The 18,099-nt window shown below is 65.2% G+C and carries 20 protein-coding genes and 2 pseudogenes; 13 read left to right on the top strand and 9 right to left on the bottom strand.

The window, feature by feature from the left end; all coding sequences use genetic code 11:
* Window positions 1-40 precede the first annotated feature (40 nt).
* Window positions 41-958, top strand: coding sequence for an alpha/beta hydrolase-fold protein (locus A5625_RS19810; protein WP_066997786.1), 918 nt, complete (start codon window positions 41-43; stop codon window positions 956-958).
* 69 nt (window positions 959-1,027) lie between these two features.
* On the top strand, window positions 1,028-2,611 hold the full coding sequence (locus A5625_RS19805) for a gamma-glutamyltransferase family protein (protein ID WP_066997783.1): 1,584 nt from the start codon (window positions 1,028-1,030) through the stop codon (window positions 2,609-2,611).
* Here A5625_RS19805 and purD read toward each other — a convergent pair.
* Both purD and A5625_RS19795 read right to left on the bottom strand, forming a co-directional pair.
* Window positions 2,608-3,876 (bottom strand): phosphoribosylamine--glycine ligase, encoded by a 1,269-nt coding sequence (gene purD / locus A5625_RS19800; RefSeq protein WP_066997780.1) that lies wholly within the window; start codon window positions 3,874-3,876, stop codon window positions 2,608-2,610. The two genes, A5625_RS19805 and purD, sit on opposite strands and share 4 nt — an antisense overlap.
* A gap of 50 nt (window positions 3,877-3,926) precedes the next feature.
* Window positions 3,927-4,334 carry a MarR family winged helix-turn-helix transcriptional regulator gene (locus tag A5625_RS19795; protein ID WP_066997778.1) on the bottom strand — a complete coding sequence of 136 codons (408 nt, stop codon included), beginning with the start codon at window positions 4,332-4,334 and terminating at the stop codon, window positions 3,927-3,929.
* 72 nt (window positions 4,335-4,406) lie between these two features.
* Here A5625_RS19795 and A5625_RS19790 point away from each other — a divergent pair, with 72 nt between their 5' ends.
* Complete coding sequence (locus tag A5625_RS19790) at window positions 4,407-5,501, top strand: aldo/keto reductase (protein ID WP_066997775.1); 1,095 nt, start codon at window positions 4,407-4,409, stop codon at window positions 5,499-5,501.
* A 10-nt stretch (window positions 5,502-5,511) separates the two neighbouring features.
* On the opposite strand, the pseudogene A5625_RS29240 reads toward A5625_RS19790, so the two are convergent.
* From A5625_RS29240 to A5625_RS19760, 6 genes and pseudogenes are all read right to left on the bottom strand, one after another.
* A pseudogene (locus tag A5625_RS29240) lies at window positions 5,512-5,663 on the bottom strand (carboxymuconolactone decarboxylase family protein); the annotation flags it as partial.
* A gap of 4 nt (window positions 5,664-5,667) precedes the next feature.
* Window positions 5,668-6,201: a forkhead-associated protein gene (locus A5625_RS19785; RefSeq protein ID WP_066997772.1), complete on the bottom strand. Its 534-nt coding sequence runs from the start codon at window positions 6,199-6,201 to the stop codon at window positions 5,668-5,670.
* A gap of 204 nt (window positions 6,202-6,405) precedes the next feature.
* Window positions 6,406-6,843 carry a carboxymuconolactone decarboxylase family protein gene (locus A5625_RS19775; protein WP_066997765.1) on the bottom strand — a complete coding sequence of 146 codons (438 nt, stop codon included), beginning with the start codon at window positions 6,841-6,843 and terminating at the stop codon, window positions 6,406-6,408.
* Window positions 6,843-7,700 carry an NAD(P)-dependent oxidoreductase gene (locus A5625_RS19770; RefSeq protein ID WP_066997762.1) on the bottom strand — a complete coding sequence of 286 codons (858 nt, stop codon included), beginning with the start codon at window positions 7,698-7,700 and terminating at the stop codon, window positions 6,843-6,845. The genes A5625_RS19775 and A5625_RS19770 overlap by 1 nt, the downstream gene beginning before the upstream one ends.
* Window positions 7,701-7,716: 16 nt before the next feature.
* Window positions 7,717-8,466, bottom strand: a complete 750-nt coding sequence (locus A5625_RS19765; RefSeq protein WP_066997759.1) for an SDR family oxidoreductase — start codon at window positions 8,464-8,466, stop codon at window positions 7,717-7,719.
* A gap of 29 nt (window positions 8,467-8,495) precedes the next feature.
* The gene (locus A5625_RS19760) at window positions 8,496-9,965 is read right to left on the bottom strand and encodes an aldehyde dehydrogenase (RefSeq protein WP_066997755.1); all 1,470 of its coding nucleotides are present in this window, start codon (window positions 9,963-9,965) and stop codon (window positions 8,496-8,498) included.
* A gap of 210 nt (window positions 9,966-10,175) precedes the next feature.
* On the opposite strand from A5625_RS19760, the gene A5625_RS19755 reads away from it, so the two are divergent.
* The 10 genes from A5625_RS19755 to A5625_RS19710 all read left to right on the top strand — a co-directional run bounded on the left by A5625_RS19755 (window position 10,176) and on the right by A5625_RS19710 (window position 17,544).
* A complete protein-coding gene (locus A5625_RS19755; protein WP_066997752.1) occupies window positions 10,176-10,850 on the top strand; it encodes a TetR/AcrR family transcriptional regulator in 675 nt (224 codons plus the stop codon).
* Entirely contained in the window at window positions 10,847-12,064 is a 1,218-nt protein-coding gene (locus A5625_RS19750) for a cytochrome P450 (RefSeq protein ID WP_066997749.1), read from the top strand. Before A5625_RS19755 ends, A5625_RS19750 begins: the two co-directional genes overlap by 4 nt.
* Entirely contained in the window at window positions 12,065-12,889 is an 825-nt protein-coding gene (locus A5625_RS19745) for an SDR family oxidoreductase (protein WP_066997746.1), read from the top strand. It begins immediately after the preceding gene.
* Window positions 12,886-14,241: a cytochrome P450 gene (locus A5625_RS19740; protein WP_066997743.1), complete on the top strand. Its 1,356-nt coding sequence runs from the start codon at window positions 12,886-12,888 to the stop codon at window positions 14,239-14,241. The genes A5625_RS19745 and A5625_RS19740 overlap by 4 nt, the downstream gene beginning before the upstream one ends.
* A gap of 12 nt (window positions 14,242-14,253) precedes the next feature.
* Window positions 14,254-14,469: a ferredoxin gene (locus A5625_RS19735; protein ID WP_066997740.1), complete on the top strand. Its 216-nt coding sequence runs from the start codon at window positions 14,254-14,256 to the stop codon at window positions 14,467-14,469.
* Window positions 14,470-14,475: 6 nt separating this feature from the next.
* Complete coding sequence (locus tag A5625_RS19730) at window positions 14,476-15,030, top strand: hypothetical protein (protein ID WP_066997737.1); 555 nt, start codon at window positions 14,476-14,478, stop codon at window positions 15,028-15,030.
* 145 nt (window positions 15,031-15,175) lie between these two features.
* On the top strand, window positions 15,176-16,303 hold the full coding sequence (locus tag A5625_RS19725; protein ID WP_066997734.1) for an NDMA-dependent alcohol dehydrogenase: 1,128 nt from the start codon (window positions 15,176-15,178) through the stop codon (window positions 16,301-16,303).
* 117 nt (window positions 16,304-16,420) lie between these two features.
* Complete coding sequence (locus A5625_RS29690; protein ID WP_197516163.1) at window positions 16,421-16,657, top strand: hypothetical protein; 237 nt, start codon at window positions 16,421-16,423, stop codon at window positions 16,655-16,657.
* Window positions 16,654-17,091: a ketosteroid isomerase family protein gene (locus A5625_RS19715; RefSeq protein WP_066997728.1), complete on the top strand. Its 438-nt coding sequence runs from the start codon at window positions 16,654-16,656 to the stop codon at window positions 17,089-17,091. The genes A5625_RS29690 and A5625_RS19715 overlap by 4 nt, the downstream gene beginning before the upstream one ends.
* Window positions 17,092-17,139: 48 nt before the next feature.
* A complete protein-coding gene (locus A5625_RS19710) occupies window positions 17,140-17,544 on the top strand; it encodes an HIT family protein (RefSeq protein ID WP_066997724.1) in 405 nt (134 codons plus the stop codon).
* Here the strand turns inward: A5625_RS19710 and A5625_RS19705 are convergent.
* A pseudogene (locus A5625_RS19705) lies at window positions 17,516-18,099 on the bottom strand (sensor histidine kinase); the annotation flags it as partial. The gene A5625_RS19710 and the pseudogene A5625_RS19705 overlap by 29 nt on opposite strands.

Raw genomic sequence — 18,099 nt, 5'->3', positions numbered from 1 at the left:
AAGTGGTACTGCATTGCCATTTCGGCCAAACGGCCAAGGCATAATGGCCCGCATGCCCGACTTGAGCCGACGCGCGCTGCTCGGCCTCGGCGCCGGCGCAGCTCTCGGGGCCGTCGGCGTCTACGGGGTTGACAACCTGTTAGAGCCCCGCGCATCTCACGCTGCCCCGGTGTCGACGGCCAGTACTCAGCTGCCGTTGGCGCCCGCGCCGAGCGTGCCGCGCGATCCGGCTCCTCCGGCGGCGGCCGCGCCCACCATGGTGACCGGTTCCTTCGTTTCCGAGGCGCGCGGCGGCGTGAGTACCAACTGGGCTATCGCTCGTCCGCCGGGACAAACCAAGCCGCTGCGAACGGTTATCGCGCTGCACGGCAAGGGCAGTGACGCGTCCACGGTGATGGCCGGCGGTGTCGAACAGGGTCTGGCGCAGGCCGTCGACGCGGGGTTGCCGCCGTTCGCGGTGGTCGCCGTTGACGGCGGTGGCGGATATTGGCACAAGCGTTCTTCCGGGGAGGACAGTGGCGCCATGGTGCTCAACGAGCTCATCCCGCTGCTGGGCAATCAGAATCTGGACACCTCACGGGTGGCGTTCTTGGGTTGGTCCATGGGGGGCTACGGCGCATTGCTGCTGGGCGGCCGGCTGGGGTCGGGCCGCACCGCGGCGATCTGCGCGGTGAGTCCGGCACTGTGGATGTCCTCCGGCGCGACCGCACCGGGAGCTTTCGACGGGCCGGACGACTTCGCGGCAAATTCGGTGTTCGGCATGCCCGCGCTGGCCTCGATCCCCATCCGGATCGACTGCGGCAACAGCGATCCGTTTTACGCTGCGACAAAGCAATTCATCGCACAGCTGCCCAATCCGCCGGCCGGCGGCTTCTCACCGGGTGGCCACGATGCAGCGTTTTGGAGCTCACAGTTGCCGGCCGAGCTGACCTGGATGGCGCCGCTGCTCACGGCGTGAGGACGCCTCGAGCGGCACGTCAGGGCGGCGAAGGGAGCTCAGTGTCCCACCGCCGTTACGCTCGGGGAGGTGAGCACGCCTTTCGAGTGGAACTTCCCGTACGCCTGGCCGCGCAAGCCCCTCCTGGCGGAAAACGTTGTGTGCACATCGCAACCGCTTGCCGCCCAAGCCGGCTTGCGCATGCTCGCCCAGGGGGGCAGCGCGGTGGACGCGGCCATCGCCACGGCCATCACCCTGACAATCGTGGAGCCGGTATCCAACGGCATCGGTTCGGACGCCTTCGCCATCGTGTGGGATGGCAAGCAATTGCACGGGCTGAACGCCTCGGGCCGCTCGCCTGCCGCATGGACGCCGGAATACTTTGACGGCAAGGGTGTTCCGGCCCTCGGCTGGAATTCGGTGACCGTGCCGGGCGCGGTGTCGGCGTGGACGGAACTGCATGCCAAGTTCGGCAAGCTACCGTTCGAGCGGCTCTTCGAACCGGCAATAGCCTATGGCCGCAATGGATTTCTTGTTTCGCCGACGGTCGCGGAGCAGTGGGCCGCGCAGGTGCCGTTGTTCAAAGACCAGCCCGGTTTCGCCGACGCGTTTCTACCCGGCGGGCGAGCACCGAGAGCCGGTGAGCGATTCCGGTTCCCGGATCACGCCGCTACCCTCGAGACGATCGCCGCAACCGGCGGCGAGGCGTTCTATCGCGGGGACCTGGCCGCCAAACTCGAGGCGCATGCGCTGGACCACGGCGGGGCCATGCGGGGCGGCGACCTCGCGGCCCATCAGGCTGACTGGGTGGGCACGGTCGACGGCGGCTACCGCGGATACACCGTGCACGAGATCCCGCCGAACGGGCAGGGAATCGTCGCACTTATCGCTCTGGGCATCCTGGAGCATTTCGACATGGCTTCGCTGCCCGCCGATTCCGCTGACAGCGTGCACCTGCAGATCGAAGCGGTGAAGCTGGCGTTCGCCGACGCCCAGGCTTATGTCGCCGACATCGAACACATGCCGCTGCGGCCAGAGCGCCTGTTGGACAAGGACTATCTCAAGCCGCGTGCGGCGATGATCGACCGTGCCCGAGCCAAGCCGGCGACCTCCGGGGCACCGGCCGGCGGAACCGTGTACCTGACCGCCGCCGACGCCGCCGGCATGATGGTGTCGATGATCCAGTCGAACTACATGGGTTTCGGATCGGGCGTGGTGGTCCCGGGCACCGGCATCTCGCTGCAAAACCGTGGGGCAAATTTCACTGCGGCTCCCGGACATCCGAATAGCGTGGGCCCACACAAGCGTCCCTACCACACCATCATTCCGGCGTTTGTGACCAAAGACGGAGCACCGGTCATGAGCTTCGGGGTGATGGGCGGAATGATGCAGCCCCAGGGGCATGTGCAGGTGATGGTGCGCATCGCCGATCACCGGCAGAACCCGCAAGCGGCGTGTGACGGCCCGCGGTTCCGGTGGGTAGCGGGGATGCAGGTCAGCTGCGAAAAAGGTTTCCCAGCCGCGACACTCGAGGAGCTGCGCCGTCGCGGACACGATCTGGTTGCCGTCGACGACTACAACCAGTTCGGCAGCTGCCAGGCGATCTGGCGCCTGGAGGGTGGCTACTTCGCCGCCAGCGATCCGCGCCGCGACGGCCAGGCCGCCGCCTTCTAGACGCGGATCTTGCCCTCGGCCGCCAGCTGAGCGATGTCGCTGCGGAAATGACTGCCCGGCAGCCGAATTGAACGAACTACCTGGTAGGCCTCGGCCCGCGCGGCGGCCAGGTCGGCGCCCGTTCCCACCACCGACAGCACTCGACCTCCCGACGAGACGATTTCGCCGTCGTCGCGCCGCGCCGTTCCGGCGTGCAACACCCCGTCAGCTTCCGAGCCGACGATGACGTCTCCCACCCGGGGGCGTCCCGGGTAGCTCTCCGCCGCCACCACCACCGCCACGGCGGCACCGTCGTGCCAGCGCAGCTCGCCGAAGTCCGCCAGGGTGCCGCTGGCCGCCGCGTGTAACAGCTGGCCGAGCGGAGAGTCCAGTAGTGCGAGCACCGCTTGGGTCTCGGGATCGCCGAAGCGACAATTGAATTCGATGACCGCGGGCCCGTTCGAGGTGATCGCAAGCCCGGCATACAGCAATCCGGTGAACGAGCTGCCGCGCGTAACCAGCTCGGCCGCAACGGGTTCGACGATGTTGCTGACCACGTCGCGATACACCTCGTCGGGAAGCCACGGGACCGGCGCATAAGCACCCATACCGCCGGTGTTGGGTCCGCTATCGCCGTCGCCGACACGCTTGAAATCCTGCGCCGGCAGCAGCGGCACCACGGTTTCGCCGTCGACCACACAGAACAGCGACACCTCCGGACCGTCCAGGTAGGACTCGAGAAGCACCGGGTGGCCGGCCTCGAGCAACCCGGCAGCGTGCGCTCGCGCGACACCGCGGTCCGCGGTCACCACCACGCCCTTACCGGCGGCCAGGCGGTCGTCCTTCACCACCCACGCCGCATCCCCCGCCGGAGGGCCGAACCGGTCCAGGGCGGCATCCAAATGCGCGGGGGTGTCGACGATTTCACTGGCCGCGGTGCGTACCCCCGCGGCGGCCATGACCTCTTTGGCGAACGCCTTGGAGCCTTCGATGCGAGCGGCGTCCTTGCTGGGACCGAAACAGGCGATGCCGGCCGATCGCAGTGCGTCGGCTACCCCGAGGACCAGTGGCACCTCGGGACCGATGACCACCAGGTCAGCGCGGACCTCGCGCGCCAGGGTGACGACGTCTTCCGCCGAAGTGATATCGACGTCATGTTGCTCGGCCAGTCGAACCGTGCCCGCGTTGCCGGGCGCGATCGCCAGCCCCGTGACCTGCGGGTCTTTGCGTAGCGCCAACAGCAACGCATGTTCACGGGCACCGGAGCCAATCACCAGGACGCGCACGACAGGTCAGACTAGCCCGGCCAAACGGCTAACGCTCACAGTCCCCGCAATCACAGGATTTTCTCCAGCAACCCCTTCAGGTCGTTACGTTGCGTGGCGGTGAGCCGACCGAGGCGCTTGTCGAACTCGTCGGAGAGCAGCGTCAGACCTTTCCTGACGGCCTGGCGCCCGGCTGGGGTGAGCAGTAGCCGGTGCCGGCGCAGATCGGATGGGTCGATCTCGCGGCGGACGAACCCCGCGGCCTCGAGCCGTTTCAGGTAGAGCGTCACCGTCGCCTTCGGCATGCTCAACGTCGTGGCCAGTTCGGCCGGGTAGGGGTGCTCGTCGATCTCGGCGAGCAAGAAAAGCTCCTTGGACTCGAGGCCCAGCGCGCAGATGTCGGCCTCGGCGCACGAGATGACCGAAAGCAGCACCCGGTAGTTCAATGACCAGATCTTGGCCGCATCGACTGCTGACATCGACTTGCCTGTCGTTCAGCTATGAACTAGTTTTGTTATGAACAATCCCATAAGCGAACAATCTACCAGGAAGTGGGCAACATGCCGCTGGATCAATACGTGACACTCGGACGGTCCGGCTTACGTGTCAGCCCGTTGTGCCTGGGCGCCATGACGTTCGGCGAGGACCTCGGGTGGGGCACCAGTGTCGAAGAGTCCCAACAGATCATCGATCGCTACCTCGAACTCGGCGGCAACTTCATCGACACCGCCAACTTCTACACCCGCAGCCACTCCGAGAAGATCATCGGCGATCACATCGGGCGCCACCCCGCACGGCGTGATCGGTTGGCGATCGCGACAAAGTTCAGCGGCAACCTGTATCCGGGTGATCCCAACGGGGGTGGCTCGGGCCGCAAGTCGCTGATCAGCGCCTGCGAAAACTCGTTGCGGCGCTTGCAAACCGACTACATCGACCTGTACTGGCTGCATATCTGGGATGCGAATACCCCTATCGAAGAGACCATGGCCGCACTCGAGGACCTCGTTCGTGCCGGCAAGGTGCGCTACATCGGCGTTTCCGATACGCCTGCCTGGAAGATCGCCCAGGCCAACCTCATCGCCGGGTTCCGCGGCTGGTCGGCGTTCGTCGGGCTACAGGTCGAGTACTCGTTGCTGGAGCGCGCCATCGAACAGGAACTCGTACCGATGGCCGCCGAATTCGGCCTCGGCATCACGCCGTGGTCGCCACTGAAAAGCGGCGTCCTCAGCGGTAAGTACACCCGCGCCAATAGCGGCCGGCACAGCGCCGACCGCGGCGAAATGGTCGATGCCTTCCTCAATGAGAAGACCTACGCTGTCATCGACGAACTGGAGGCCATCGCAAAGGCGCACGAAACCAACGTCGCCAGCGTGGCTCTGGCCTGGGTCCGCGCGCAGCCTGCCGTCTCGTCCGTCATCATCGGGGCACGCCGGCTCTCCCAGCTTGAGGACAACGTGCGCGCCGTCGACGTCCACCTCGACGCCGACGAGCTGGCGCGGCTCGACTCACTGACCAAACCCACGCTTGGTTTCCCGCACAACATGCTAGAAATGGCGCCGGGAATCATCAACGGCGGCACCACGATCAACGGCGTGACCGCGCCGATCTCCGACTACGTGATACCCGAAGGCGTTCAGCCGTACTGAGATTGGCGGATCACTCGCCCGAGTGCATCTTCAACGCGGCGTCCACGTTGGCCTCTTGTCTTCGCCGGCTCCCTTGGCCGCGGCCTTCTTGCGTTTGGCCACTACGGCGTCGACCGCGCCGTTGAGCGCCGAACCCAGCGGAAAGCCGAGGTAGTGGGTGACAAGTTCACGCCACGGATTCGTCGAGGGAATGGATGGACGATCGCTCGCGGTCACCCTCGTTGATGCTTATTGCTGGCACGCCGCGGCTCAGGGCCTCGATCAGTCCTTTGACTTTGATCGCCTCATCCTCGGTTGGTATCTCGCCCGCTTCCAGGGCGTCGAGCAGTTCCGCACGCAGTCCGGCCCCGTTCGCGGCCTCCTTCGCCGAGAGCTTGGCGTGTAGCCGAGCCACGTAGAGCTGCTGGCCCAGCGTGGCCGTGGGTGCGGCCGCGGCGCGCTCCATTAGGTCGTCATAACACCGGCGACCTTCGCTGAGCGCAACGATTACCCCGGGAGTCAGCCTGCTGCGGGCCGCGCCATCGGTCAGCGACTTTTGCAGCTTGCGCAAGCCAGCGAGAATTACCTCGACTCGGGGCCGAAACAAGTCGTCGTTACCGTCGGGCAATGCGGCGATGGCGGTGATGTACATGTGCATCGCCGCTTCCGCCATACCGACGATAATCGGCGCTTCGCCTTCGTCCAGGCTTTCCTTTGCCATGCTGTCCCTACGCTCCTATCTGATTGCAGTGCAGACCGCCGCTCGCGCGTTGGGCACAGCACGCTGGGAATCAGCGGTGCTAAGCGCCAAACACCGCGATCGAGGATATTCCGTTCCGCTGCGCCTGTACACCCGGGAGTTCAGCGGGACTCACAAGGACCGGCGCCGGAAAAGCGATCCGACGCAGCGACCGCGCATCAGCTGCTAATCACGACTTTCACCCGAGTGCATCTTCAATGCGGCGTCCACGTTGGCCTTCTTGTCCTCACCGGAACCCTTCGCGGCGGCCTTCTTGCGCTTGGCAACGACGGCATCGACGGCGCCGTTGAGCGCCGAACCCAGCGGGAAGCCCAGGTAGTGGGTGAGGAAGACGGCCATCTCCTTCAGCTCGGTCTCGGTGAGCTCGCCATTGAGAAGTGCTGCGTTGATTTGGATTTCGGCCAGATCGCGGTTTCCGATCGCGGTCACCGCCGTCAGCGTCATGATGCGCTTGTCGCGCATCGACAACCCCGGCCGCGTCCAGATGCTGCCGAACAGGTGATCGACGGTCAGGTCGAAGTACGCGTCGCCTTCGACGTTGGGCATCTCCCAGCCGTAGACCTCGTTCATCTTCGCGAGGCCCTTGCTGCGCAGCTCGTCCATTACGCCTCTTTCTCCGTGTGTGGTACCCCCAGCCCAGCGGCCAAACTCTGGTAGGCCAATTCGGCAAGCGGCAAATCGACCGACACCGACTCGCCAAGAGCCAACGCTAGGCTCAGGTCCTTCTCCCCCAGCCCGCGGGCATGCACGAAGGACTGATACAGGAAGTTGTCCGGCTCAAGGTCTTTCATATTGTCACGGACCATGATCGCCCCTGGACCGCTGGTTAGAGCATCGGTATGGCGGACCACCCGGCCCAACGCCTGCAGATCCAGGCCGGCGGCCTCGGCCAGTTTCATGGCCTCACACGCGGCGGCGTAGGACGTGAACGTCAACATGTTGCGGGCCAGCTTCATTCGGGTGCCCGCACCCGGCTCACCGGCGTGAACGACCATCGCCGCCCAGTGTTTGAACGCCGGCTTGATCCGCTCGTACACCTCACGCTCGGCGCCCACCATGGTGGCCAGCTCACCCTTCGCCGCCGCGGCGGCCCCGCCGCTGACCGGCGCGTCGACGATATGGATGCCTTGCGGTTTGAGTTGGGCCGCCAGCTCGACCGCGGTGGTGTCGCTGATGGTCGAGTGGATCGCGATTACGGTGCCGGGCTTCGCATGAGCGGCCAGCTCACCGACCACCTCGCGCACCTGGGCGTCGTTGAGCACGGTGATATGGATGATGTCGGCTGCCGCGACATCGGCGACGCTGTCGGCCACGCCGGCGCCCTTTTCGATCAGCGGCGTCATCGCCTCGGTGCGGATATCGTAAACCGTTACCCCGCCGGGCCATTCGGTCATCTTGGTGGCCATCGGCGCACCCATGTTGCCCAGGCCGATGTAGCCGAGCGTCAGCTGGTCGGTCATATGACCCTTCCTCCCGTCATGACCGGATTATCTGCCCGCCGTCAACATTGAAGATCTGCCCGGTGATCCACGATGCCTCGTCGGAGAGCAGGAACAGGCACATGCCGACCAAGTCGTCGGGTGTGCCCATCCGGGACAGCGGCAGACCCTTGACGATGTCCTGCACGATCTCCTGCGGGGTGGTGGTCCGGTTGGCCTCGGTGTCGATGGGGCCGGGGGCGATCGCGTTGATCCGGATCTTCTGGCCGCCGAGTTCGCGGGACAGCTGCTGGGTCAGGCCGTTGATCCCGACCTTGGCCAGGCCGTAGAAGTTCGAGTACAGCCATGCGGCGGTGGAGGATTGGTTGACGATCGCACCGCCGCCGCGCTTGGCCATCTTCTTGTACACCGCACGCGTGCACCACAGCGCGCCGTCGAGGTTCACACTCATGAACTTCCGGTAATACTCCGGGTCGATGGTGAGCAGGAAGTCCAGCTTCATGCCGCCAAAGATCGCAGCGTTGTTGACCAGGTAGTCGATGCCGCCGAATTCGGCCAGCGTGCGGTCGGCCATCGCCTTGGCCGACGCCGGGTCGGACACGTCCACCGGAATGCTGATGGCTGTTCCGCCGTCGGCGACGATCTGCTTGGCCACCTTCTCGGCGGCCTCCGCGTTGATGTCGGCGACCACCACCGCCGCACCCTCACGGGCCAGCGCCTCGGCGTACGCCTGCCCGATGCCGCCCCCGGAGCCGGTGACGATGCCGACTTTGTTCTCGAATCGCATGTTTCCCTCTCGGTCGCCTGCTGGCGCGGTCACTGCACCGCTGTGGCAATGGTTTTGACTTCCAGGTACTCCTCGAAGCCGGCCAGGCCCATTTCGCGTCCGTTACCGGATTGCTTGTATCCGCCGAACGGCGCGTCGGCGGAGTACCAGACACCGCCGTTGACATTGACGGTGCCCACCCGCATCCGCGAGGCGAAGTTGGCGGCGCGTTCCGGGTCGGCACCGAACACGGTGCCCGACAAGCCATATGGCGAGTCGTTGGCGATGCGCAGTGCGTTGTCTTCGCCGTCGTAGGCGATCACGGTGAGCACCGGGCCGAAGATCTCCTCACGGGCGGGCCGCGCCTCGTTGGTCAGCCCCGCGATCACGGTGGGCTCGATGAAGAACCCGCGGTCCTTGTCCGCAGGACGGCCGCCGCCGCAGGCGAACGTCCCGCCCTCGGCGATCGCCAGATCGAGGTAGCTCTGCACCCGCTCCCGTTGCCGGGCCGAAATCACCGGTCCGCAAACGGTTCCGGAGTCGTCGGGGTCGCCGGGCTTGATCGAGCCCATGGTGCCCGCCGCGATCGCGACGGCCTCGTCGTAGCGGGCCCGCGGCACCAACAGCCGGGTCGTGATGGCGCATCCCTGCCCGGCGTGCATAGCCGCGGTGAACGCCGACATCGAGCAGGCACCGCCCAAGTCGGCATCGTCGAGCACGACGAACGCCGACTTGCCGCCCAACTCCAGGAAGACCCGCTTGATCGTCGCGGCGGCATCGCCCATCACCGTTCGGCCGGTCGCGGTTGAGCCGGTGAACGAAACCATGTCCACCCGAGGGTCTTTCGAGAGCAGCGCCCCCAGCCGGTGGTCGTTGGACGTGACGATGTTGACGACGCCGGGCGGAAAATCGGTGTGTTCGCCGATGATTTCGCCGAGCACGGCCGCACACCAGGGGGTGTCCGGTGCGGGCTTCAACACCACGGTGTTGCCGGCGGCCAGCGCGGGTCCCAGCTTGGCCAGGTTGATCTGGTGCGGGAAGTTCCACGGGGTGATCGCGCCCACCACACCGACGGCCTCCCGTGCGATGGTGCGCCGGGTGGGGATGCCCATCGGCGACGCCTGGCCGAGGTCCTGGTTCCACTCGTAGGATTCCGCGGTATCGGCGGCAAAGCTCAGGTCCCCGACCGGTCCCTCCAATTGGGCAGCCGAGGTGAGCATCCGAGGGGCCCCGACCTCGGCGATGGTGATGTCGCGCAATTCCTCGATGTGGTCGCGCATCGCGTCGCGCAACTGCCGTATGCAACGCACCCTCAGTTCCGTGTTGCGCGACCAGTCCGTTTCGTCGAAGGCGCGCCGCGCGGCGTCGATGGCCCGGTCCATGTCGGTGGCGTCGGCGTTGGCGGCGACGCCGAGCACTTCCTCGGTCGCCGGATTCACCGTGGCGAAGTTGCCGGCGCTGCCGGCCGACAGCTTGCCGTCGATGAAAAGTTCACTTACGCCGTCGGCCAACAAGGCCATATCGCGCTCCCGTCTGTGTGCGGCCGACCCGACCCGCCGCTCTAGTGGACAGTTGTCCGATATTATCCGATCGAACCATAGTCGCCCGGCCGTCGACCGTGCAAGAGCCGATGTCGGGCTCCGATCAGAATCGCTCATACAATGGCGATTTACCAGCATAATTGGAGCACGGGCTTGCTTCCTGCCGATACCATCGATTAGCTTGGACATGTGTCCAGCGACGCACTGGTTACGATGACGTCCGACGGCGACCGCAACACCGGTCAGCCGCCGCGCAACCGTCGCCAGGAGGAAACCTTCCGCAAGGTACTCGCGGCCGGCATAGAAACCCTGCGCGAGAAGTCTTACGCCGACCTCACGGTGCGCGCGGTAGCTGCCCGCGCCAAGGTCGCCCCGGCCACCGCGTATACCTACTTCTCCTCCAAGAATCATTTGATCGCCGAGGTCTATCTGGACCTGGTGCGACAGGTCCCCTATTTCACCGACGTCAACGTTCCGATGGCCACCCGGGTGGAGCAGGTGCTGCACCACCTGGCGCTGGTGGTGGCCGATGAGCCCGAGGTCAGCGCGGCCTGCACGACGGCATTGCTCAGCGGTGGCGCCGACCCCGCGGTGCGTGCGGCCCGCGACCGGATCGGTGCGGAGATCCATCGCCGGATCACCTCGGCGATGGGCCCCGACGCCGACCCGACCACCGTGTCGGCATTGGAGATGTCGTTTTTCGGCGCGCTGGTCCAGGGCGGCAGCGGCGAGTTCAGCTATCGCGAGATCGCCGACCGACTGGCCTACGTGGTGCGGCTCATTCTCAGCGGCACCGGACAACAAACCAGCCAACCGGCCAGCCCCGAAGCAGACCACGAACAATTAAGTGGAGACGCACGATGACCGTCCATGTGGGCGACCACGAATTGGTGCTCGATCCTTACGACTACGACTTCCACGAAGATCCGTACCCGTACTACAAGCGGCTGCGCGACGAGGCGCCGCTGTACCGCAATGACGAGCTGAAATTCTGGGCGTTGTCGCGCCACCAGGACGTGCTGCAGGGATTCCGGAACAGCACAACGCTTTCCAACAAGTACGGTGTCTCGCTGGATCCGGCGTCGCGCGGCCCGCATGCCAGCAAGACGATGTCGTTTCTGGCGATGGACGACCCCGCCCACCTGCGCCTGCGAACACTGGTTTCAAAAGGCTTCACACCGCGCCGGATTCGCGAACTCGAGCCCCGGGTCACCGAGATCGCGACCCAGCATCTCGACATCATGCTGGGCAAGGCCGAAAACGGCACCGTCGACTACGTCGACGAGTTCGCCGGCAAGCTGCCGATGGACGTCATCTCCGAATTGATGGGTGTTCCCGAGCCGGATCGCGATCAGGTCCGGGCTTGGGCCGACGGGGTGATGCACCGCGAGGAGGGTGTCACCGATGTACCGCCGGAAGCCATCGAGGCGTCACTCAACCTGATCGTCTACTACCAGGGGATGGTCGCCGAGCGGCGCCAGCAGTTGACCGACGATCTGACCTCGGCGCTGCTGGAAGCCGAGATCGAAGGGGACCGGCTCACCGATGACGAAGTGCTCGGCTTCATGTTCCTGATGGTGATCGCCGGAAACGAGACGACCACCAAACTGCTTGCCAATGCCGCATTTTGGGGCCACAAGAATCCGGACCAGCTGACGCCGGTCTACGGCGACCTGTCCCGGGTACCGCTGTGGGTCGAGGAGACCTTGCGCTATGACACCTCCAGCCAGATCCTGGCCCGTACCGTGTCCGGAGAGCTGACCCTTTACGACACCACCATTCCCGAGGGCGACGTCCTGCTGCTGTTGCCCGGGTCGGGGCATCGCGACGAGCGGGTCTTCGCCAACCCTGACGACTACCAGATCGGGCGCGAAATCGGGCCCAAACTATTGAGTTTCGGTAGTGGCGCACACTTCTGCCTGGGCGCGCATCTGGCGCGGATGGAAGCCCGGGTCGCGCTCACCGAGTTGTTCAAGCGAATCCGCGGATATCAGGTGGACGAGGCCAACGCCGTCCGCGTCCACTCCAGTAATGTCCGCGGATTCGCTCACCTACCAATGAGCGTGGAGGTCCGCTGAATGCCCCGCTTTGAACCCTTGCCCGAACGGCGGCCTGCGATCGTGGCCGGCGCATCCTCCGGCATCGGGGAAGCCACCGCCATCGAACTCGCGGCGCACGGTTTCCCGGTCGCCTTGGGTGCCCGCCGGGTGGAGAAGCTGGACGACATCGTCGGCAAGATCAACGCCAACGGCGGTGAAGCGGTCGGATTCCACCTGGACGTCACCGATCCGAACTCGGTGAAATCCTTTGTCGCACAGTCGACTGACGCGCTCGGCGACATCGAGGTGCTGGTGGCCGGTGCGGGCGACACGTACTTCGGCAAGCTCGCCGAGATCACCACCGACGAGTTCGAGTCGCAACTGCAAATCCACCTGATCGGCGCGAATCGGCTGGCGGCCGCGGTGCTACCCGGAATGCTCGAAAGGCAGCGCGGCGACCTGATCTTCGTCGGCTCCGACGTGGCCCTGCGCCAACGGCCGCACATGGGCGCCTACGGCGCGGCCAAGGCCGCGCTGGTCGCGATGGTCACCAATTTCCAGATGGAACTCGAGGGCACCGGCGTGCGGGCCTCGATCGTGCATCCCGGCCCGACGAAGACGGCGATGGGCTGGAGTCTGCCGGCCGAGAAGATCGGCCCGGCGCTCGAGGACTGGGCCAAATGGGGCCAGGCCCGCCACGACTACTTCCTGCGCGCAGCGGATTTGGGGCGGGCCATCACGTTCGTCGCCGAGACACCGCGCGGAGGCTTCATCGCCAACATGGAACTGCAACCCGAAGCCCCGTTGGCCGACAACAAGGATCGCCACAAGCTCGCTCTCGGCGAAGAGGGGATGCCGTCATGACAACCACAGCCATCGTGCCGCGGGTTTCCGGTGGCGAAGAAGAACACGGCCATCTCGAGGAATTCCGCACCGATCCAATCGGTTTGATGAAGCGCGTCCGCGATGAGTGCGGCGACGTCGGCTGGTTCCAGCTGGTCGACAAGCACGTCATTCTGCTGTCCGGCGCCGGAGCCAACGAGTTCTTCTTCCGGTCCGCTGACGAGGAATTGGACCAGGCTGCGGCATATCCGTTCATGGCGCCGATCTTCGGCAAGGGGGTGGTGTTCGACGCCAGCCCCGAGCGGCGCAAAGAGATGCTGCATAACTCGGCGCTGCGTGGCGAGCAGATGAAGGGACACGCCTCCACCATCGAGGCTCAGGTCAAGGGGATGATCGCCGACTGGGGAGACGAGGGCGAGATCGAGCTGCTCGACTTCTTTTCCGAGCTGACCATCTACACCTCGACGGCCTGCCTGATCGGCGTGAAATTCCGCAATCAGCTCGACCACCGGTTCGCCGAGTACTACCACGAGCTGGAACGCGGCACCGACCCGCTGTGTTACGTCGATCCGTACCTGCCCATCGACAGCTTTCGGCGCCGTGACGAGGCGCGCGTCAAGCTCGTTGCGGTGGTTCAGGAGATCATGGACCAGCGGCTGGCCAACCCGCCGGAGGACAAGAGCGACCGCGACATGCTCGACGTGCTGGTCTCGATCCGCGACGATGACGGCAACCCCCGCTTCTCCGCCGACGAGGTCACCGGGATGTTCATCTCGCTGATGTTCGCCGGACACCACACCAGTTCGGGGACGTCGGCGTGGACGCTGATCGAGTTGATCCGCCACCCCGAGGTATACGCCGAGGTGCTGGCCGAGCTCGAGGAGCTCTACGCCGACGGCCAGGAAGTGAGTTTCCATGCGCTGCGCTCGATTCCGAAGCTGGACAACGTGGTCAAGGAGACGCTGCGGCTGCACCCGCCGCTGATCATCCTGATGCGGGTCGCCAAGGGCGAATTCGAGGTCGAGGGCTTCCCGATTCACGACGGCGACTACGTCGCGGCGTCCCCGGCGATCTCGAACCGGATTCCCGAGGACTTCCCAGACCCGGACGCGTTCAAGCCCGATCGCTATAACAAGCCCGAGCAGGCCGACATCGTCAACCGGTGGACCTGGATTCCGTTCGGGGCGGGCCGCCACCGCTGTGTCGGCGCCGCCTTCGCCCAGATGCAGATCAAAGCGATCTTCTCGGTTCTGTTGCGCGAGTACGACTTTGAAATGGCCCAGTCGGCAGACAGCTACCACAACGACCACTCCAAGATGGTCGTGCAGCTTGCCCGGCCGGCGAAGGTCCGCTATCGCAAGCGCAACGCGTAAGGAGTAAATCCAATGGGCTCAGGTGGATTCAGGATCGAAGCGGATCTGGATTTGTGTCAGGGCCACGCCATGTGCGAACTGGAGGCGCCGGACTACTTCCGGGTGCCCAAGCGGGGCAAGGTCGAAATTCTCGACCCGGAACCGCCCGAAGACGCCCGCGACGAAGTCGAGCGCGCGGTCGAAATGTGCCCAACACAAGCACTATTGATCAAAGAGAAAGAAGACTGAGGACCCATGAATTCACAGGCGTCACACTCGCGCGAGCAACTCGAGGCATGGGTCGACCGCTGGCTGCAGGCCAACAAGGACTGCGAAAAGGCTGGTGACTGGCGGCCATTGGCAGACTTCTACACCAAAGACGCCACCTACGGCTGGAACATCGGCCCCAAGGAAGACGTGATGTGCGTCGGCATCGACGAGATCCGCGACATCGCCCTCGGCCTGGAGATGGAGGGCCTGGAGAACTGGGTGTACGAGTACCAGAAGGTACTCATCGACGAGAAGCAGGGCGAGATCGTCGGCTTCTGGAAGCAGATCGTCAACAAGACCGACGGCACCCAGGACGAGATCTACGGCATCGGCGGCAGCTGGTTCCGCCTCAACGACGACCAACTGATCGAGTGGCAGCGCGACTTCTTCGACTTCGGCCACGTCGCGTACATGTTCGGCAAGCTCATCGAATCTGGCGATCTCAGCGCGGGCATGCAGAAGCGCATTGAGCGCAGCGTCGCCGGCGAGAAGCTGCCGGGCTACTACCCGCTTGGTGAGGCACCGGTCCCGATCTGGTGAGCGGAGCCAACCAAGCATTTGATTTGTTGCACGCGCTATGCTGACGCGACGAGGGTGCCTGTGGCACCCGTCACCTAGCTGGCCGGCATAAAAGGGGCCGGTCAGCTCTGATCAATTCCAAAGGCGAAATGGGGTCAGGACCATCGTGAAGACAAAAGGCGCACTGATCTGGGAGTTCAACCAGCCCTGGTCTATCGAGGAAATCGAGATCGGCGACCCGCAAGCGCATGAGGTCAAGATCCAGATGGAAGCGGCGGGCATGTGCCACTCCGACCATCACCTGGTCACCGGGGGCATCCCGATGGCCGGCTTCCCAGTACTCGGCGGTCACGAGGGCGCGGGCATCGTCACCGAGGTGGGGCCCGGCGTGGAAGACATCGCCCCAGGTGACCACGTGGTGCTGTCGTTCATCCCGTCGTGCGGGCAGTGTCCGACATGTCAGGCCGGCATGCGCAACCTGTGCGACCTGGGCGCCGGCCTGCTGGGCGGCGCCGCGGTGTCCGATGGCACCTTCCGCATTCAGGCCCGCGGCCAGAACGTCTACCCGATGACGCTGCTGGGCACGTTCTCCCCCTACATGGTCGTGCACCGCAGCTCTGTGGTGAAGATCGACCCGTCGGTCCCGTTCGAGGTCGCCGCGCTGGTGGGCTGTGGCGTCACCACCGGCTACGGTTCGTCGGTCCGCACCGCTGACATCCGCCCGGGCCAAGACGTCGCCATCGTCGGTGTCGGCGGGGTCGGCATGGCGGCACTGCAGGGAGCCGTCAACGCCGGCGCCCGCTACATCTTCGCGATCGATCCGATCGAGTGGAAGCGCGACCAGGCATTGAAGTTCGGCGCCACCCACGTCTACCCGGACATCTTCGCCGCCATGGCAGGCATGGCCGAGGTCACCTATGGCCTGATGGCGCACAAGGTGGTGGTTACCGTGGGCGAGCTGCAGGGCGCCGACGTCGACAACTACTTGAACATCACCCAAAAGGGCGGCACCTGCGTGCTGACCGCCATCGGCAGCCTGCTGGACACCAACGTCAACCTGAACCTGGCAATGCTGACCCTGATGCAGAAGAACTTGCAGGGCACCATCTTTGGCGGCGGTAACCCGCAGTACGACATCCCGCAGCTGCTGTCGATGTACAAGGCCGGCAAGCTGAACCTGGACGACATGATCACCCGCCAGTACAAGCTGGAGCAGATCAACGACGGCTACCAGGACATGCTGGACGGCAAGAACATTCGCGGCGTCATCCGGTTCACCGACGCCGACCGGTAAATCACCGTCATCAGCCGCGTCCGTACCGTGACCGGCTTCGGCCACCTCAAGGAGCCGCAACGAATCGGCGCCATAACGGCCTGCAACCGCGTAAGTGCCTCGGAAAAGGGGGATGGCATGTTGGACGGCCCGCCGTCGGAGCGCACCTGTGATTATTCCGGGGGCGCCCGCGGCGGTACCGGCCTGATCACGTTGCGCCCCACCGGAATTGACCGCCGCCATCGCGAGGCTCCGGGTGGTTTGCGCCTGGCCGCCACCGATGACGTCGGTGCGTACCGGACGCTGGTGGAGGCGGTGCACCAGCACCGGGGCCCGCGCCGAATGCGCTATCTACTTACAGGAGAACACAAATGACCGAAACCGCAGCAGCTCGAGAATCTCAGGCATCCCCGGCCCTGGCCGCGTCGCAGTCCTCGTGGCGGTGCGTGCAGGCACACGACCGGGCGGGCTGGCTGGCGCTGATGTCCGACGACGTCGTCATCGAGGACCCGATCGGCGAGTCCGTCACCAACCCGGACGGCACCGGAGTCCGCGGCAAGGAGGCCGTCGGCGCGTTCTTCGATACCAACATCGCCGCCAATCAGCTCTCCATCACCTGCGAGGAGACCTTCCCGTCGAGTTCGCCCGACGAGATCGCCCACATCTTGGTGCTCAACAGCAAGTTCGAGGGCGGCCTGACCAGCTCGGTGCGCGGGGTGTTCACCTACAAGGTCAACGACGCCGGCCTGATCACCAACATGCGCGGCTACTGGAACCTGGAGATGATGACGTTCGGCCAACAGGACTGAGCGGCGACCACTAGCCGGAGGGGAATACGACGCCCCTATGCTGGGGCCATGGCGTCGATCTTCACCAAGATCATCAACCGTGAACTTCCTGGCCGCTTTGTGTATGAGGACGACGACGTCGTCGCGTTCCTGACGATCGAGCCGATGACCCAGGGCCACACCCTCGTCGTGCCGCGCGCCGAGCTCGACAATTGGCAGGACGTCGACGGCGCGGCATTCGCCCGGGTCATGTCCGTGAGTCAGTTGATCGGCAAGGCGGTGTGCAAGGCCTTCAGAACCGAGCGGTCCGGCCTGATCATCGCGGGCCTGGAGGTTCCGCATCTGCACGTGCACGTCTTCCCCACCCGCAGCCTCAGCGACTTCGGCTTCGCCAACGTCGACCGCAACCCCTCAGCGGAATCCCTGGACGAGGCCCAGGCCAGGATCAAGGCGGCGCTGGCTCAGTTGGCGTGAGCCGGTTCGTGCGCCGGCACGTCACTGATGCGCGGCAGCGTCACCCGGAAACAGCAACCCTCGCCCGGCGCCGTGGTCACGGTGACGACACCGCCGTGCGCCCGCACCAACGAATCGACGATGGATAGCCCCAAGCCGGTGCCGCCGCTGGCCCGTGCCCGCGACGAGTCGGTGCGATAGAACCGCTCGAACACCCGCGACGCGTCCTGCTGGTTCATGCCGGGACCCTTGTCCGCGACTTCGAGCACCGCGTCGTCGCCCTTGGTGCCGACTCGCACGGTGACATCCGCGCTTTCCGGGGTGTGCTGCAAGGCGTTGGCGACGAGGTTGCTCAACACCTGCCGGATGCGTAGTTCGTCGCCGAGCACCTCCGGGGTGCCGGGACCGTCCAGCACCTCCATGGTGATGGCACGCCGCGGGGCCATCGCCTGCCCGTCATGTACGGCATCACTGGCCAGTGCCAACAGGTCCACCCGATGGTGTTCGAGCGGCCGCTGCACGTCGAGGCGGGCCAATAGCAACAAGTCGTCAACCAGCAGCCCCATCCTGGAAGCT

It is taken from the genome of Mycobacterium sp. 1465703.0 (genome assembly GCF_001672975.1).
In the GTDB taxonomy this organism is placed as follows: domain Bacteria; phylum Actinomycetota; class Actinomycetes; order Mycobacteriales; family Mycobacteriaceae; genus Mycobacterium.
The sequence above is the reverse complement of the archived record's forward strand: the minus strand, read 5'-3'. Positions and strand labels throughout refer to the sequence as shown.

What these genes read in the sequence shown, in the direction of transcription:
- A5625_RS19795 (WP_066997778.1), bottom strand. Translation starts at nt 4,334, where the DNA reads ATGTCAGCAGTCGATGCGGCCAAGATCTGGTCATTGAACTACCGGGTG.
- A5625_RS19785 (WP_066997772.1), bottom strand. Translation starts at nt 6,201, where the DNA reads ATGGCAAAGGAAAGCCTGGACGAAGGCGAAGCGCCGATTATCGTCGGT.
- A5625_RS19775 (WP_066997765.1), bottom strand. Translation starts at nt 6,843, where the DNA reads ATGGACGAGCTGCGCAGCAAGGGCCTCGCGAAGATGAACGAGGTCTAC.
- A5625_RS19770 (WP_066997762.1), bottom strand. Translation starts at nt 7,700, where the DNA reads ATGACCGACCAGCTGACGCTCGGCTACATCGGCCTGGGCAACATGGGT.
- A5625_RS19765 (WP_066997759.1), bottom strand. Translation starts at nt 8,466, where the DNA reads ATGCGATTCGAGAACAAAGTCGGCATCGTCACCGGCTCCGGGGGCGGC.
- A5625_RS19760 (WP_066997755.1), bottom strand. Translation starts at nt 9,965, where the DNA reads ATGGCCTTGTTGGCCGACGGCGTAAGTGAACTTTTCATCGACGGCAAG.
- A5625_RS19750 (WP_066997749.1), top strand. Translation starts at nt 10,847, where the DNA reads ATGACCGTCCATGTGGGCGACCACGAATTGGTGCTCGATCCTTACGAC.
- A5625_RS19745 (WP_066997746.1), top strand. Translation starts at nt 12,065, where the DNA reads ATGCCCCGCTTTGAACCCTTGCCCGAACGGCGGCCTGCGATCGTGGCC.
- A5625_RS19740 (WP_066997743.1), top strand. Translation starts at nt 12,886, where the DNA reads ATGACAACCACAGCCATCGTGCCGCGGGTTTCCGGTGGCGAAGAAGAA.
- A5625_RS19735 (WP_066997740.1), top strand. Translation starts at nt 14,254, where the DNA reads ATGGGCTCAGGTGGATTCAGGATCGAAGCGGATCTGGATTTGTGTCAG.
- A5625_RS19730 (WP_066997737.1), top strand. Translation starts at nt 14,476, where the DNA reads ATGAATTCACAGGCGTCACACTCGCGCGAGCAACTCGAGGCATGGGTC.
- A5625_RS29690 (WP_197516163.1), top strand. Translation starts at nt 16,421, where the DNA reads ATGTTGGACGGCCCGCCGTCGGAGCGCACCTGTGATTATTCCGGGGGC.
- A5625_RS19715 (WP_066997728.1), top strand. Translation starts at nt 16,654, where the DNA reads ATGACCGAAACCGCAGCAGCTCGAGAATCTCAGGCATCCCCGGCCCTG.
- A5625_RS19710 (WP_066997724.1), top strand. Translation starts at nt 17,140, where the DNA reads ATGGCGTCGATCTTCACCAAGATCATCAACCGTGAACTTCCTGGCCGC.